Below are 17,322 nucleotides of genomic sequence, written 5' to 3'. Positions count from 1 at the left end.
ATTGAAGAAGATTTTAGTTGAGGGTTGACGTGTAGGGTCTATATTGAATGCAAAAACGCCAACAAATTGAGTTGGCGTTTACTATCACTTGGATATCTTCTTTATTTGACCGGGTAAAACCTTAAGTTTTGTATTTGAGGTCACTGGTTAAAGAGGGAATTATAAGCAAGGAACCTTTTAACCTTACTCAGCCTATTTTATTCTTAACATCAATTTCTTTATCTCTTCGTATCCTTTTGAATCTTTTTTAATTTCATAAGGCCATTTAGTTACCAATTGTTCTAATAAGTATAAATACCAAGCATGATTAAACAAAACCGTAACACCTATATCGAAGTCTTCATTATCATCGCTAATAACAAACTCACAACCTTCGTTATCATAATAATAGACAACATATATACTATTTTGTTTGAGTAAAACGACTGCATTGTGTTTAGGCGAGAAGATTGAGTAATTCCTTTCATCAATTATTGAGTTTAACAACTTATTAATTTTACTAATGTTATTCTCGTTAGAAAGATCTAACTCACTTGATATGTTTGGTTTATTGATCACTGGCTTTGTAGAATATTTTATAACGACACTCACAAAAGCAAAGTATGCAACATTTTCATCTTCGAATCGCTTTAATAGTCTTCTATTATTTCTGATCACGGATATTATTTCCCATATATTTTGTTCAGGTAAATAATTCAACACAAAATAACTTTCAAAGCTTGGTACATTATTTACCTCTTCGACCACTTTTAAACTGGTGTTATCTTCCTCAAAGATGAATGAACTATTAGAGTTATCCAAAAGAAATTGCTTAATGTCCTTTAACATTATAGTCTCCCCCTATTTAATATAACCACCATCAATTAGATCCTGCACCGTCAAGATATCTCCATTTTTATCAATCCCAATATATTGCATCCCCCCGCCTGGTTGGTCAAACCAAGGTGCAGCTTCACCACCTAACGTTTTAAATGGCTTCTTAACTTCGTAACTATAGTAATTGCTTTGAGAACTGTGAGGTGCTAACGCCCTTTGTTCAAATGGCGTTCCCTTTTCTGAGAAGAAGCTTCCACTTGGCTCCCCGTACCTATCAATTTTAAGTGACTTTTCTAATGTATTAGTTTGAGGGTCTTTAAAAAACCCATTATTTTCTGGCCAATTAATGTTACCGTTTAACTGATTATAGTACATAGAGTTATCATAGACACCCTTGTGATTTTTGTATAGTTCTCCGGAAGGTTTAAATTTCCAGTTATTTAGCTTTACTCTATCTTCAACTTTAATCCCATTCTTCGCATAATCCCAAAACTGTTCATACCTGGTTGCATCTTCTAAACTCATTGCTTCAGCAAATGTACCATCTTTAGCTTCGTTATTTTTGTTTACTTCTTTATTTGATTTTGAATGGTTCCCACGAGAAACCTGATTAACCCCAGCTGCCTGTTCTACCCTAATCAAATTCGCTTGATTCATCTCTCCTAGCTGGTTTCTCATCCCGCTTGTGTTGATGACGTTATGCGGGATTCCTGCCATGGCGGGTTGTAATCCTGCATTCGGCTTCATCTGCTGAACAGCTGCTCCGACTTTATTCATCGACTGCTGGGCTTTTTCTCTTATAGATGAAAGCCCTCTGACGTTAGTAGCTGCGGTTGTGGCTTGGTTCACGCTATTTTGTGCGGCTAAATGTAATTGTAATTGATGCTGGGATTGATAACCAGGTTGTCCACCAAGACGGCCGAGACGACTGGCATGTGTGACTTTGCTTAGACCTTTATCACCGAGGACCGACCCACCTATAATAGCGGACGTATATCCGATCCATTCTCCTCTTGTTGCAGCGGTTCCGTTTATCACGTTTTCATCAAAAGAGGTCCATAGTGCATGGCCGATATCGAGAAGCATACTTTGATCATCAGCTACGTCTGTTATAAAGTCGACTGTTTCTTTCATCACCTCAACGGGCTCAGTCACAAGACGCTTAATCCCGTCAACCGTGTCTGTAAAGGCTTTAGCCACTCCTTCCCATGCTCCTTTAAAAAAGCCTGTCGCTCCAGTCTCTTCTTTCACTTCTGCTTTAGCACTTGTTGCACTCGTTGCAACTGGCTTCACGCAGGACGGGTTCGACCACTTGTTGAAGGTTATCGGCTCCTGCCAATTTGTAAGTAAGGAGTTGAGCTGATTTGTTGGACCCCTATTTGGCGCCATTGGATGTTGCGACAACTTATTCATTAACAGTATATGAGAGGAATGGGTGAGCATCAGGTTGTTAGAGCTGATATTCAGTCCCTCTCCCCCCTTAAATAGATTCTGAATGTCACTGACATACCCTCTCATCAAAAGGATATCAGCTTCCACTGAATCGAGCGCTGCCGCCTGTTCATAATCAAATTGATGCAATTGCTCGAGAGTCTGATTTTTTTCTTGTCTTGCTTGGAGGATCGATTGTCTCACTTCATCATCACGTAGGGGAGGAAGTGCTACGATGTCAGACACTTTCTGCATCGTAGCATTCGTTTCATTTGTAATGTTTGCCGTGACCAGTTCGACTTGTCGTAAGCCCTGTTCGACATCTTGTTCTAGAAAGCTTTCCTGAATCCGTCCATTAGCTGCGGGCTCTAAGGTTTGTAAGGCTGCTTTCATTTGCGAGAGCGTCTCGCTATATTGAGTGAGTGATAGCTTGAGAAATTGTAAAAATGGGAGATGACCTTGTTGATAGAAACGACGAATAGCCGCCCCGCCTTCCCCTTTTAGAGAATCACTTAAGCTAACAATTCCTGTTACAGCTGTCTCTATTTGAGTCAACTGTTCCTTATGTATATCAATCTTGGATTGGACATCATCAATTCCGTTTTGTAAGTCAGATACATCCAATGCTTTCATCCTATCACCTCTACTTTGCTCAAAGAAATCTATGTCGAATTTCCCTCTATTAAAAGGATAAAACAGACATAAGATGGATTAAATAGGAAAAAGTATGGATATTCATTACTTATTAGCTATGTATAGATCATTCTCTCAGAAATAATAGGTATAAAGATACAACTAGCGAGTTACTCCTAATCATGAGGCATCACATTTACCAATATTTTGCTCCATTTGTTCGAATTATTGCTGAGTTTGTTCGAATTAACTGCAAGCTTGAACGAATTAACCGCTACCTTATTCGAATCAGCAACAAAAGTGTGCGAATTACCTGCTCAGTTGGCCAAATCACCTCTAAACATATCCAAATAAATACCCGCAACACTAACATTCCGCACAAAAAACTTAGATGTCACTCCCCAACAGCTTGGTTTATCACTTAATCCCCTATAATCATCTATTTTTTAAGAATAATATTGGCTATAATCCGCACTAAATTCAGAAGGCAAGGGTTAGCATCAGAAAACAACCACTCTACCTAAGTAAAGTGGTTGTTTTTCAAAACTATGATTTTATCCATCCCTTACAGGCTGATGACAGGCACTAAATAAAGATATCCGAGCTTTGTAAAAATATACAAAGCTCGGATAGAAACTAATCATTTTAGCTATTATTTTCTTCTAATTTATCAAGTAGCTCTACTAAATTAGGGTCATTGATATAATTTTCGATACTTATGATTCTTGCACTATCAATCTTCATTTTTGCACGTTCTGCGAGGTCTTTGTGTACAACGACGAGATCTGAATCCGTTGGTACATCCTCAATTCTGAAGTGCTTGACTTCAATATCAGTAATATTCTTCTTTTGAAGTTTCTTTCGGAACGTAGTCGCTCCTAAGGCACTGCTTCCGGCCCCGGCATCACATGCAAAGGAAATTTTATTAACCTTTTTATTGATCGCTGCTGTTTTGTTAGCAGAAAGAACTTCTTTACCTTCTTGTTTCATCGATTTAGATTTAGTGATAGATTGGTCTAAAGCCTGTTCGTCATCTTCATTGCTCTTGCCTAATTTCAAAATAATGGACGTTACGATAAAGGAGACGATTGTTGCTACTAACACCCCTAAAATGATTCCTAGAAAGCCTCCTCTTGGCGTCAATGCGAGATAGGCAAAGATCGAACCAGGACTCGGCCCTGCCACTAAACCAGCATCAAATAAACTGAAAACAGCTATTCCAGACATGGCACCTGCTATCATCCCAATAATTGTAAGTGGTTTCATTAATACGTACGGGAAATAAAGTTCGTGAATTCCACCAAAGAAATGAATAATGATGGCTCCTGGAGCTGTTCGTTTAGCAATCTTGCCTCCAAAAAATGTAAACGCTAACAATAATCCTAGACCCGGTCCTGGATTAGATGCAACTGTAAAGAAGATTGATTTACCAGCGTCTAGAGTAGCCTGCATTCCCAGTGGATAATAGATCCCTTGGTCAATTACGTTATTTAAAAATAACACCTTAGCCGGCTCATTAATGAGTGATAGTAACGGTAGAAAGCCTGTAGCTACTAGTGCTTGTATTGCTGTAGTTACACCTGTATTCGCCGCTTCAATTACTGGTCCGATAAAAAGATAAGAAACAATCATTAAGAAAAATCCAAGTATCCCTATAGAGAAATTATTAACAATCATTTCAAATCCAGCAGGAATTTTATTATTGATCGCTGCGTCAAACTTCTTAATGATCCAGCCACCTAAAGGCCCTACAATCATAGCACCTAGAAACATCGGAATTTCTGATCCAACGATTAATCCAATGGTCCCTAGAGTTCCCATTACAGCGCCTCTATGACCTGCGACCATCATTCCTCCTGTAAAGGCTAGAAGGATTGGCAATACATAATTAATGATTGGACCAACCATTTCAGCAAGATGTTCATTTGGAAGCCAGCCTGTTGGAATAAAAAGAGCTGTTAAAAACCCCCACGCAATAAACGCACCAATATTAGGAAGGACCATATTCGTTAAAAAGCCACCAAACGCTTGTACGCGAGCTCTTACAGATGGTCGCTTTTCAGTCTTCACAACTTCTACTTCTGTATTGGCCATTCTCAGCACCCCCATAATATAAAGACATTTTAATCCTTTGCTGATTACTCGGCTTGATTGATCAACTCGATGATTTCTTCTTCACTTGATGCATTGCGGAATTGCTCCATAATCTCATCATCCATAAGCAGCGAAGATAAATCAGAGATTAAGTCTAAATGACCGTCACTATCCTCTGCAGCTAGCACAACGAGAATACTAACTTCCTTTTCCTCCGGATATTTCACTGGCTGTTTTAACTTCAACAATGAGATTCCAGTCTTTAATACTGCGCCATCGTTTTTAGCATGAGGCAAGGCAAACCCTGGAACAATTACAATATATGGTCCATTTTCATTTACATTATTAATCATATCGTCAATATATTGAGATGTTATATTGCCTCCTTCTAATAAAGGCGTAGCAGCTTGTTTGATTGAATCTTCCCAAGAGTCTACATGTTCCTGAAATTGAATGTTACCTTTTAAATGTGTACTTAACATGATCTATTCTCCTCTTCTACCTTTTTTAAATTCAACATAGTAGTCACTTATTGATTGGATCAGTGATTCATTTTCAATTTTTGTGTAGTAAGAAACTGCGCTTTTTATCCCGTTCTTTTCTACAAACTCTTGTAATTCTTTTGCTTCGTTATCAACAGGCGAATTGAATAAGAAAGCAGCAGCTATAACCTTTAACAGTCCTTCTATCGACTTTCCTGACTGATAAAGTTCAATTGCAGGTCTCACGATACGTTCATCAGGACCTACCTTTCTGATAGGCGACCTACCAACACGTAAGACCTCATCACGTACATGTTTATTTTTAAAACGAGCTAGTGTTTCTTCAATAAAGACAGACATATCTTCTTGGCCAACACCGAATTTTTCACTAATATACTCTGAAGATTCTACCATCGCAGCTTTTACTGGCTTTTCAATGCTTTGATGATCTAGTGCATCTTGAATGGTTTTTTCGCCTTCTATAAAACCAAGATATGCGGTGGCTGCATGCGCCATATTTACAACATAAAGCTTTCGTTCAATAAATAGGGTTAAATCTTCCACATAAGTTGCCCCTGTAATCTTCGGAAGCTCGTGATTCATCATTTCGCCTTTGTTAATAATCCAATCATAGTAGGGTTCAACTTGTGCATTATCAGCATCGTCACTAAGTGCGAGTCTATCGATCACTGAATTAGGAAAACCGACAAACGATCGAATGTCTTCAAATTCCGATTCAGTAAGCCTTTTCATAATTTCTTCTTTTAAAAGAGAAGAGGCATTTAACGTATTTTCATTGCTGATAATATCTACTTTCGTTTTATTCCGTTTCTTACGCTGGATAAGGGCTTTGCTCAACACATGAGAGATTTTCGATAAGTTGTCTACCCCTACTGACGTTGTGATGATATCAGCATCAATAATTGCCTCAATCACTAAGTCCTCTTGCTCTATTGAGTTTAGCGCTTTTACTGGAGAGACTGTATGCTGTGTACGTGTCTCATCCAATATGCCTATTGTGTACGATTTATTTTCATTCATACGATCAATCATCGGCTGGTTAACATCGACAAAGCAAATGTGATAGCCCGTCTGATGAAGCAGATATCCTATTAATCCTCTGCCAATATTACCAGCACCAAAATGTACTGCATTCATGGTACACGCCCCCTTGTTTACAATCGCTTTCTCTATTCAAGATTGGCATGATATTGCCATAATGCTTTCATGTCTACGTCCCGGTCTCGGACGATGGTTAGAGCGACCGCATCTCCTAAGAGCAATAAGCTTTGTTCAAATAAACTCGTCATCGGCTGTACTGACTCAACTTCTCCTGGAAGCTGCAGCTTCGTTTGTACAGGAATCCTTACAAATAGATCTGAATATTCACTCATAGAACTTTCTGGGTTTGCCCCTATATGCGCTACTGTAGCATTATATTTTTTTGCTTTTTGAGCGATTATTAGAGGAAATGCCGTTTCTCCACTTCCTGATCCTATGATTAGTAAGTCTTTTTCCGTTATCGCGGGTTCAGTTATTTGCCCTACAACGTACGTTTTCACCCCGAGATGCGCAAGTCTTTTGGCTATCGATTTTAAAGATAATAGAACTCTACCTACTCCTACAAAGAAAACTTGATCGGCCTTGCTGATTTCCTTGATTAATTGATCGACTTCGTCGCTCTTAATGCTCTTAAATGTAGTATCTAATTCTGAAATAATATCCCTTGTACTGCTGCTAATTTGACTCATTATCTAATCGCCTCCTCGTGTAATCCTTCTGCTATCCGCTTTTCCATAATGGCTTTATTTTCTTTTAAACTATTGTTTTTATCATAGAAACTAGTGCTACCAGCAACTAACATATCTGCCCCGGCTCTAACTAGTTTCGGTATAGAATCAAACGAAACTCTGCCATCCACTTCAATTTTGGTTGATAATCCTCGTTCTTTGATCATTCGCGACATATCTTCTACCTTCTTTACAGCATAAGAAACTTGTTGTTCCCCTTTGTCTGTTGCAAATCCAGGATTAATCAGCATAAGCAAGACCGTATCACATTCAGGTAATACATAATCCAAAACAGAAATTGGCGTGGCAGGATTAAGCGCGATGCCGACTTTAATATTATTTCTTTTAATTAATTGAATATATCGATCAACATGGCTTTCCTTTTCAATATGAAAGGTTATTTGTTCAACTCCTAGGTCAATCATTTCTTCTATAAAAAATTTATTGTTTGTTGACATGATATGAACATCAAATTTTAGGTTCGTTACGCTTCTTAATTGTTTAATCGTTTCAAGGCCCAATGGCATACTTGGACTGAAATGCCCGTCTAGAATATCAATATGAAGGGTATCTATCCCCTCTTTTTCTACGTTCTTAATGCTCTGTTCTAAATTACATAGATCAGCACACATGATAGATGGATAGATCTCAACATTCCTTTGCATGTATATGCCCCTTTCTTCTTACTTTTAATTGTTATCCCCATTATATAAGTTTATATAATAAAGTAAAGCGTTTTCTTGCATTTTTTTAATTTTTATTGCGTTTTCTTGCATGTTTTCAGAAATTTGTTTATGGTATAATGAATGAGAATGAAAGGGGTTAGTATTATGTTAAAAGAGGAACGCCAACATAAAATTTTGCAAATCCTAAATGACGAACATAAAGTGATTGCACGTGACCTGAGTAAAAGATTGAGAGTTTCAGAGGATACGGTTAGAAGAGATCTTAAAGATCTAGATAATCAAGGATTAATTAAGCGAGTTCACAGCGGCGCTTTACGTATTGGACCTCCCGTTGTAGATTTCTCTACAAGGCAAGGAATATCAAGTGAAGCAAAAAGTAAGTTAGCGGTAAAAGCACTAGACTTTATTAAAGATAATATGGTTATTTTAATAGATGGAGGTACGACCAATTTACAATTAGTCAATCAACTCCCCAAATCACTAAAAGCTACTATTATTACAAACAGCCCTCCCATTGCTATGGCATTAAATGAACACCACTCACTTGAAGTGATCATGATTGGAGGGACTTTGTTTAAAGAGTCGATGGTGAATTTAGGCATTGATACAGTCGAAGCTTTAAATTCAATCAGGGCTGACCTATATATTATGGGAATCTATAAAATTGATCCTCAAATAGGTATTAGCGTCCCAAGCTTATCGGAGTCTTTGGTTAAACGAAAGATGTGTGAGGTTTCAGCAGAAATTATCGGCTTGGCCACTTCAGATAAGTTAATGACTATGTCAAACCATATTGTCTGTCCATCAAATAGCTTAACTTACCTCATAACAGAAAATGTGAAATACGACATTAAACAGATGTATCAGCAACAAGGAATTAATGTAATTGATTAAATTGACTAGAATAGTTTATTGCAAAATAAAAGTGCAGACCTTTGCAAGGATTACATGCAGAGGTCTGCACTTTTTGTTGTTTAACTCACTCGATTAAATACGAGTTGCTTCGGGCGAGGGCTATACCGTTCCCTTCCGAAACTTTAAGCAACCACTTTTACAGTTGATTCCTCTTTAACTTCTTTGATTGTTTTAATGATAGAGCCACCAATAATCATCATGGTACCCGCGATAAAGAAAGCACCTGCCATTACAAAGAATGCTGTTTGAATGTTTGCATTGATGATGTAATTATAGGCGTCTCCACCAACGAATACATGCTGATTCAAAGATGACGCATACTCGTTCATGTTATACCCTTCAACTCTGTCGATTCCTTTGTAAAGAAAGAACAATGCATGCACATAAAAGATAATTGCCCAAATAAGCCATTTTTTCATTTTAAATTCCTCCAGTTACAATTGTTGTGGCAGAGTGATAGATTTGCTAGCACTCTCTTTGATTTAATTACTGTGTAGATTATTATTACCAATCCTTAGCTGCCGCACTCCAAATATCTCCACTACAAAATATTGGGAGAAATTTCTTTTCAAGAGTTTTTCATAAAAGTTTACTCTCACAATTTTTCCAGTAGAGGTGTATACTAACATATTATCTTTCATTTAAATTATTCCACTTTACCCCATCAGGATTGCCTCGCATGTAGCCTCCCCCCTGTTCTACCGTCCTATTTACAGATGTATTCCCATCACCGTCACGATAATACCCCTCGACATAGGTGCCATCTTGCCTAAAATAACCTTGTACTTCATGAGGCTGCACAAAATGCGCATTCTCTAATTTGACATTAAGAGGTTCAAATTGAAATCGGTAGGCTTGTTTTAACGGGTCTTGCGAGTGAAAAATATCTTGCGTTTTCTGAAAAGCATTAATCTCCAGCATCGGGACTTCCGCAGGTCCAAAGTCAGAAGGAGAAGCAAAATCCTTATCAAATGGAGAATGGAGATCAACCGTTGGAAATAAATTAAACTCGCTCATATGAATCCACATCCTTCTCTATATACTCTTGTATCTTAGCAATCAGTTCATTCATGCTGTTTAGTACGTTCTGTTCTATCTCTTGTTCTTGGACTTTGTCTTGGATAGCCGAATCAATTTTGGCTTTTAATTGAAGTAACTGTTGATCAAATTCCGCCATCGTTTGCTGTTTTATATCATGTATAGACCGTGAAATGTATTGCTGTAAATGAAATTTAAAATCATTCAGGATCAAATCCAAGTGTCCATCAATAGCTATGCTGAGCTCTGGCTTAACGGATTCTAACTGCTTTTCTGCAATTCTTTGTTGCAAATACGGCAGACCTGCCATACCGACAATAGGGATTAAGAAAGGGCCCCCTAAAAGAAGAGCAAGTGTACTCACTCCTCCAACTGCTAATCCAGCCTTCACAGAAGCGTTACCAGTCTTCGATTCGATTAAAGGGGTTGAACTAGCATAAGAATAGTGCTCAAAATGGTTTTTCAAACGAATTGACTGTTGGAACGTTTTAGCTAAACCTTTAGACAACTCAACTTCTAGCTTTCTTAATAACTCATGAATATAATCGCTGTATTGATTAACCCATTGCTCAAATTGAGATTTAATCGTCAAAGGAAGCTGAGACTCAACTAACACTTTAATGTCATTCCCTTGAAAAAGATCAATTTTTGTTTGCAGATCTTTCCTCAACTGCTCACCGAAATAATTAGCTGATTTCAGAATGATAAAGCTAATTTCCTCTTCTCTCTCATTAACATACTGTTGTATCTGATTTTCAACTTTTTTTCGTTCATCCAAAAACAATTCCATCTCAGCCATTTGAGCTTTTAAGCCTTTAATCGAATCATTTTGCAAAGCTTTAACGGATTCTAATTCTGCTATGATATTATGGTGAATTATTTGTAAACGCTGATTAAATCTAAAAAGCTTAGCTTCACTATTTGAACCGTTTTGGATTAGATTCTCTATTTTCTCTTGTACTTTCGCAAGACCAGAGTATTCCCACAACTCATCATCTTGAGCTAGTTTTGCCTCTAACCCTTCTAATGAAGATATTGGGAGAACTTCTGGACAAAAGCCATTTATTGTTTGACTAATTCTTCTATTCATCAGATCTAGAACTTCATCCACTTCTTCTTCATCTACCCTGTCTAGAAAATTAGCCAAATATACGATACGGTCGTTTACACGCGGCAGTAATTGATTCTCGATGAATTTTCGTTCTGTATGTTTTACAGGAGCTGTCATATCAAGCATCATTAATACCGCATCCGCTCTTGGGATAAATTGATAGGTAACCTCCATCCGGTGACTGTTTAAATCATTCACTCCTGGAGTATCTACTAAGACTACCCTGTCTTTTAACAGTGGTGATGGCATAAACATTTTTATATATTTAATGTCTTCTAATGTGGTGGTAGAGTTTGCAGTATATTGACCCAGTACGTCTTTAGAGAACTCATAGGTTTCAATTTCCCCATTTGTTTTTAAAATTTGAATTTGTGGTTCTTCACTATAAAAAACTGTATTAATAGTAGCAGTCGTAGGGGTCACATCCACAGGCATAATTTCTTCACCAAGCAAGGCATTTACAAAAGTCGACTTTCCGTGTTTAAATTCTCCAACAATGACTACCGTGTAATAATCTTGTTCAATGTCTTCAATAAGCTCTTCGATTTTTTCTAGCTCAAGACTATTTGAAATTAAGCTGCCAACAGACTCTTTCAACTCTGTTACCCATTCATAGAGAGCCACTTTTGCTTTTACATAGTCCATATTTATACCTCAATTTCTTCTAATTTCTTCTGCAATGTTTTATTTGCAGTCTGAAGCTGCTTCTTAATAGATAATAACCGCTTCTCTCGTCTGTGGATTACCTCAAGTTTTTGTTGAACTTCTCCCTCTTCAAGCTGTGCATGTTCTTCTATCTGCTTTAATTGCATTTTTACATTTTTCACTTGTTCATCTAGTATGAGTTGAGATTGTTTAAGCGTTGCTTTCGATAAAGCTTTCCATTGTTTTTGAAATTGTTCTAGATTTTTCTTTTCCTTTTGATTAAATTGTGTGTGTAACTGCCGCCGCATTTTCACCAATGGATGCTCACTTGGTGCTAGAAATGACTTAAAGAGGGCCGTTACCCCATTTGCAAATAAAGTGATAGCATAACCTGCACCTACCGCTACTTTACCAAGAACACTTTGACTATTACTCCAAGCATCGTCCAATTCATCATAAATTTCATCAAAGATTGAAGGAGCTTCATTGTTTCCAGATGTTATAACAGGTAATTTCTCACTCACTTGATCTGGCTCTACCGTGACAAGCTGCTTGATATTGTTATTTAATGCATGCCATTCTTTCTGAAACGATTCACTAGACTCCTTCATTATTGCTTTTATCGTCTCATTAAACTTTTCTTTCTTTTCTTGATGCAATTGCCTTTCTAGAGGAGCAATCACATCTTCTATTTTTCGATTTATTTCCTCTTCATTTAGATAAGTGTGTTCATCAAATGTTTCTAAGGCTGTTTTAGTAATCAGCTGTAACTGTTCTTTATACCAAGCTTCAAGCTCAAGTACTTCTTTCGATAAACCAAAATCTATTTTTCCAAGTGTATCTTTGCCTTTCTTTTTCACTTCATTTACCTTTGGGTAGAATTCTTTGACTTCTGTTTGGATATCTTCTACTTTTCTATGTAGAGATTGTCTCTCAAAAGCCAATTTATCGTTCAATATATAGTCAATTACCTTAATAGATTGCTGAACAGGCTTTCCTACCTTTATCGCTCCCCGTTCATACTGCAAGAAATCAGCTAATGCTTGTTCAAATTCAAGAAATCCTGTGTCTTCCATTCTCCACGGCTTTTTTTCCCGTCCTCTTACAGTCAACTTTTCCCCCGCTTCAATTCTCCTAGCTGCAAGAGCTTCTTTGGCAGCCACAAGATATAACTTTGTATCGGGTAAGATATATTTCAACTGACCTTTTGCATAGTCCATTACTTTCTTGATATCATCTTCCGACTTAAGTAAATCTTTAAAATTGATGACAATAAATACCTTATTAATATCGTTTGCTAGGATTCGGTCTCGTAATAGAGAAAGTTCAGATTCAGACAATATTTTGGTTGCCGCTAATACTAGAATAGCCGCATCAGAAGTTGGGATCATTTCATTAGTGATTTGCTCCCTGACCGGATCAAGGTCATTTGTACCTGGTGTATCAATCAAATGGACGCCATTTTCACACAAGGATAACGGAAATCCAATTTCAATATGACTTAATTTAGATAAGAGTTCTACTTGTGAACGATAAGCCTCTTCAGATTCTTGATCCCCTTCAATAGGTTCTTTGGGTGCAATCAGCTTATTAAATTGCTCATCTGTCACTGCTTTCCCTTTCATTGAACCTTGAAAAAACAGGGTAAACGTAGGTTCTTTTTTATAAATAATATGGTTTAAAACAGCCGTTGTCGGACGGACAAATGAAGGCAGAACACGTTTTCCTAATAGAGCATTAATAAAGGTAGATTTCCCTCTTGAAAATTCTCCTACGACTACAACCTTAAATTGGTCTTCCATTAGGCTTCGCTTGATTTCAGTTACCTTTTTCTCTTCAGTGACGGCTTCCATTTCATTTAAGACCATTCGTAAATCTTCCAAATGCAATTCTACAAGCCTCTTGGTGTCTTGAAACACATCTAAAGTAAAACTCATACGGCATCCTCACTCTCAAATTTTTCTTGGCTTAAAATATCTAACCTTAATATTTCTTCTATGAATAGATCGCCGTATTCATCTACATGTATAAGATAATCTACTTCAATAGATTTATAATCGCCTGTGCCATCTTGGTAATTGTATTCATCTTCTATATAGATTGTCGCAACGTAGTGAGTGTCACTATACTCATAGATATTCTCAATTCTTAATAAATGATTTTTCATATTCATATTTTTTTCATTTGCACGCTCTATATACTTATGTGTTTCTTCATACTCCTTACCATCACTTTTATAGTAATGGTCAACATATGAGAACCCGCCTCCATTAAAAGCCCTTATAAATTGACTATAGTAATCTCCTACAAATGCTCTAATCTGCTCTTCACTTACACTATCTACTGTCCTGTACGTCACTTCTTCATAATGAGAGTCCAGCTCTACGATATCTTCTATATATAGTTGATCAGCAGACACTACTTGAATCACATATCTTTTAGTTTTCTGATAGTACACTTCGTTTCTTTCATGATCAATAAACGTAAATGTTTCATCTGAATACACATAATATTTATTTAATCCCGCCTCTTCAATATGAGTGATCTCATTCCCCTCAAAATCAAACGAAAAACCATTTCCGCTTATATGGTCGATATATGAGGACAGGCTATTATAAGCAGCACCCTCAGTCAGTAAATAACGTTCAATATAAGAAAAGCTCTCATAGTTAAGGGCATCCATATATGATTGACGAAAACTACTGATTAATTGATGTAAATCATCATGTGTTATTTCATATTGAAGCTGTACTTCTTCTACAAAAGAGTGATAGGTTTCCGCTATACGCATAGTGTCTTCATCTTGGTTATAGACGATCATGTACATACCTTCTAATTCATATAAAGATTGATCGATTTCATATTTCTCAGAGGTGACCACCATAACAGACTCCTCGTCATATACAATTTCTTCAATCCTCAGATCATGCTGAGCATAACCAAAGACCCTATCATAATAAGGGTAAAAGTTTTCCCACCCTTCGGCACTGAACCAGTCTTCGTCATAGAAGGATTCACCATATAGAAAGTGTTCCATTAACTGTCCGTTCATCTCCGTTATAAACTGGCTGACCTCTTTTTCATTTATAAGATCTTTCAGTTCGATAACAGGTTCTTCATTTTCAATGTATACTTCTTCAACTTCTTCAATTTCTTCAATTTCTTCCTCTTCCCAAATACGTTCAGTTTGATTTTCTACATTTGCTGAAACATTATCTGGTTCAATCGACCTTTCAGTAAAGAGAAGGAGAGAGCCAATAGCTGCGGCCGTTAAAAATCCTAGAAGTCTCTGAGCGAGCTTAATATCATGTAACTGTTTATCTACATTCAAATCTATAGATAAAGGCAGGGAAGGAATCTCGGCAGGGGAAGGCAGATTAAATGAAACATTTATATCAAGGTTAAACTCAACTTCTTCTGTTTCATTCATTGTTTTAAACGCCTCATAAAACACAATCAATTCTTGTAATGGTATGTCTTCATGTAACGTTAGAATATTATTGAATTGATGATGAGATCTCTGAAAACTATCTAGTGGTGTTAGATATTTCTCCTTGGTATAAAACACGGTCTGCATGTAGGTAATCCAGTTTCTCAACCCTTCAAAATATTCCTCGATCTGACTTAGCTCCACAGTGGATAACTGGTAATATTGCTGTTTCATTTTATGAAGATACTGATTCCAATCATAAACTTGTTCGTTTATGTAACATTGTTTTTCATTTACAACATCTTCAATATGAACACTTATATTCTTTTTTATTTTATGAGCATGCTCAATTAGTTCATTTAAGGAAGCATGTGGAGTATAGTGTGAAGCTATTGTTTCTAACTGATTGTGGTAATCCTGTAGTGCTTCTTGAAATAGCAGCAACTTTGTCTTACGTATCCCTTTATAAGATTTAACTTTTTGCCACTTAGTAATGAGTCTATTTCTATCTTTATGCAAACCTTCTATTTCAGTTTTAAGGTATGTTAAGTCATCTTGAAAGGATTTGTTAGACTGAATTAACTCTTGATATAAGTCAACAGCCCTTTTCTCTGTTTCTATCCACTTTAATACTTTCTCTTTCTTTAAGTCCTTCAAATCTATGTTTGTTAAGGAGGCAACCTCTTGCTTCACTTCCTCTGTCCAAGCTAAGAATTGCTCCCTTTTATGATTTAATTCTTTTTGCTGCTTCAAAAGATTCGGCATATCACTTCTAACGAAAGCATGAAGAAGAGGCTTAATAAAGAAATAACGCATTTCCGCTTTCTCTGTATTTAATTGTGTCTCAAAGTCACTTAATATCTCAGACAGTCGAGTAAATGTTCGGTTTGCTTTTGTAGTGTGATCATCTTCCCACTCGTGAATGATATGATCCACTTCTGACCATAAGCTCCAATTAAGCTTCTCTTCATCATTCTCTATTTTTCCTTCCAAAGCTTCTAAGGCAGACACACCAACTAAGCTATGTACGGTTCCTCTTAATCGCTTTAAACTTAGTTCAAATAGTTCTTCTAAACTTTCTTCTTCTTCATCATGCAGATCAATCCGATTTACTACCCCTTTAGGTTGAAACCCTAATTCATTAATTTGTTTCAATGCTGCTAGTTCTGTCGTAGAACCTATAAATTGATAATTGAATACCCAAATGATGTAATCTACTCTAGATAAAAAGGATTGGGTTGCGTTCGTATGCTGTTCGTGGTTGGCCTGCAGCCCCGGAGAGTCAACTAGTGTAAATAATTTCAAAAGATTATTTGGAAGCTGTATTTCTATATACTCGAGTTGAGAGCGAATAAATGCCCACTTCCCTTTACTTTCAGCTGTTAATTTTGTGACCCATTTTTCATCATATTCTTTGGTCTCGCCCGTTTTGAAATGAGCTATTACTTTCTTTTGCTCGCCAAACGTTAACATAGTAATTACAGCTGTAGCTGGCGTAACATCTGACTTTAAGACCACTTCTCCTAGAAGAGCATTGATAAAAGTAGATTTTCCAGATTTAAATTCCCCTGCTATAAGAAGCAGAGGAGGACGTTCTAGATCATCTTTTAAGGATTTCATTTTTTTAACCCATTCATATTGCTCTTTCTTTTTAGGTGGACATTCCACCCATTTATTTAATGCCACTTGGAGGTTTGCTTTCCAATCCATACCTCTTGCATCCCCTTTTCTATCTTCACTCATCAATTCACCCTAAAGACCTGTTTCTTTAAACCTAATTATAGCAAAAAAACCTACTTTCTCCTTCTATTTTTTGTAAGATAATATAACTTTTTCTCTTTTTAGCGTACTTTATCATTTGGTGTTGTCACGCTCTTTAGATAGTTAGCGAACGTAATATAGTCATTTTCAGATTTTCCTCCCTACATCAAAGGTCAATTTACGGAAAAGCCCTAGAGTAAAACTCAAAAATCACCATGGAGAGGATCATCATTTTCGAATTTTGCTAAGATATTTCTCTCACCCTCTCGCTGTAAGCTGTGTCTACTGCGAAATACACCAGAGATTTCCCGAATTTTACGTATCTACTTTTATGGACGCAATTTACAGGCACCATATCCTATAAAGGAGTTATATGGTTATATGTCACTATAAAAAGTACAGTTTTTCTAAATCTCCTTAATAATCGTACTTAATATTAACTCATGTCTAGTTTTATCAAACTAGTACCTTTTATCCATAAATATAGTAT

The 17,322-nt window shown here is 36.8% G+C and carries 13 protein-coding genes; 1 reads left to right on the top strand and 12 read right to left on the bottom strand.

What is annotated here, in order from left to right; genetic code table 11:
* Positions 1-192: 192 nt before the first annotated feature.
* From AB3N04_RS13010 to AB3N04_RS12980, 7 genes are all read right to left on the bottom strand, one after another.
* The gene (locus tag AB3N04_RS13010) at positions 193-828 is read right to left on the bottom strand and encodes a hypothetical protein (protein WP_368503174.1); all 636 of its coding nucleotides are present in this window, start codon (positions 826-828) and stop codon (positions 193-195) included.
* Between the two features lie 12 nt (positions 829-840).
* Positions 841-2,880 carry a T7SS effector LXG polymorphic toxin gene (locus AB3N04_RS13005; protein ID WP_368503173.1) on the bottom strand — a complete coding sequence of 680 codons (2,040 nt, stop codon included), beginning with the start codon at positions 2,878-2,880 and terminating at the stop codon, positions 841-843.
* 645 nt (positions 2,881-3,525) lie between these two features.
* Complete coding sequence (locus tag AB3N04_RS13000) at positions 3,526-4,974, bottom strand: PTS mannitol transporter subunit IICB (protein ID WP_368503172.1); 1,449 nt, start codon at positions 4,972-4,974, stop codon at positions 3,526-3,528.
* A 44-nt stretch (positions 4,975-5,018) separates the two neighbouring features.
* On the bottom strand, positions 5,019-5,456 hold the full coding sequence (locus AB3N04_RS12995) for a PTS sugar transporter subunit IIA (RefSeq protein ID WP_368503171.1): 438 nt from the start codon (positions 5,454-5,456) through the stop codon (positions 5,019-5,021).
* 3 nt (positions 5,457-5,459) lie between these two features.
* The gene (locus tag AB3N04_RS12990; RefSeq protein ID WP_368503170.1) at positions 5,460-6,614 is read right to left on the bottom strand and encodes a mannitol-1-phosphate 5-dehydrogenase; all 1,155 of its coding nucleotides are present in this window, start codon (positions 6,612-6,614) and stop codon (positions 5,460-5,462) included.
* Positions 6,615-6,646: 32 nt separating this feature from the next.
* Positions 6,647-7,207, bottom strand: coding sequence for a 6-phospho-3-hexuloisomerase (gene hxlB / locus AB3N04_RS12985; RefSeq protein ID WP_368503169.1), 561 nt, complete (start codon positions 7,205-7,207; stop codon positions 6,647-6,649).
* Positions 7,207-7,911 carry a ribulose-phosphate 3-epimerase gene (locus AB3N04_RS12980; protein WP_368503168.1) on the bottom strand — a complete coding sequence of 235 codons (705 nt, stop codon included), beginning with the start codon at positions 7,909-7,911 and terminating at the stop codon, positions 7,207-7,209. Before AB3N04_RS12980 ends, hxlB begins: the two co-directional genes overlap by 1 nt.
* 165 nt (positions 7,912-8,076) lie before the next feature.
* Here AB3N04_RS12980 and AB3N04_RS12975 point away from each other — a divergent pair, with 165 nt between their 5' ends.
* The gene (locus tag AB3N04_RS12975) at positions 8,077-8,826 is read left to right on the top strand and encodes a DeoR/GlpR family DNA-binding transcription regulator (protein ID WP_368503167.1); all 750 of its coding nucleotides are present in this window, start codon (positions 8,077-8,079) and stop codon (positions 8,824-8,826) included.
* A gap of 143 nt (positions 8,827-8,969) precedes the next feature.
* On the opposite strand, the gene AB3N04_RS12970 is transcribed toward AB3N04_RS12975, so the two are convergent.
* The 5 genes from AB3N04_RS12970 to AB3N04_RS12950 form a co-directional block, all read right to left on the bottom strand.
* A complete protein-coding gene (locus AB3N04_RS12970) occupies positions 8,970-9,266 on the bottom strand; it encodes a hypothetical protein (RefSeq protein WP_368503166.1) in 297 nt (98 codons plus the stop codon).
* Between the two features lie 211 nt (positions 9,267-9,477).
* Positions 9,478-9,864, bottom strand: coding sequence for a hypothetical protein (locus AB3N04_RS12965; protein WP_368503165.1), 387 nt, complete (start codon positions 9,862-9,864; stop codon positions 9,478-9,480).
* Positions 9,851-11,641, bottom strand: a complete 1,791-nt coding sequence (locus tag AB3N04_RS12960; protein ID WP_368503163.1) for a dynamin family protein — start codon at positions 11,639-11,641, stop codon at positions 9,851-9,853. The genes AB3N04_RS12965 and AB3N04_RS12960 overlap by 14 nt, the downstream gene beginning before the upstream one ends.
* Positions 11,642-11,643: 2 nt before the next feature.
* Positions 11,644-13,578, bottom strand: coding sequence for a dynamin family protein (locus AB3N04_RS12955; protein ID WP_368503162.1), 1,935 nt, complete (start codon positions 13,576-13,578; stop codon positions 11,644-11,646).
* On the bottom strand, positions 13,575-16,814 hold the full coding sequence (locus AB3N04_RS12950; protein ID WP_368503161.1) for a dynamin family protein: 3,240 nt from the start codon (positions 16,812-16,814) through the stop codon (positions 13,575-13,577). Before AB3N04_RS12950 ends, AB3N04_RS12955 begins: the two co-directional genes overlap by 4 nt.
* Positions 16,815-17,322 lie beyond the last annotated feature (508 nt).

The sequence above is a fragment of the Alkalihalophilus sp. As8PL genome, assembly GCF_040939795.1.
In the GTDB taxonomy this organism is placed as follows: Bacteria; Bacillota; Bacilli; order Bacillales; family Bacillaceae_D; genus Alkalihalophilus; species Alkalihalophilus lindianensis.
The sequence above is the reverse complement of the archived record's forward strand: the minus strand, read 5'-3'. Positions and strand labels throughout refer to the sequence as shown.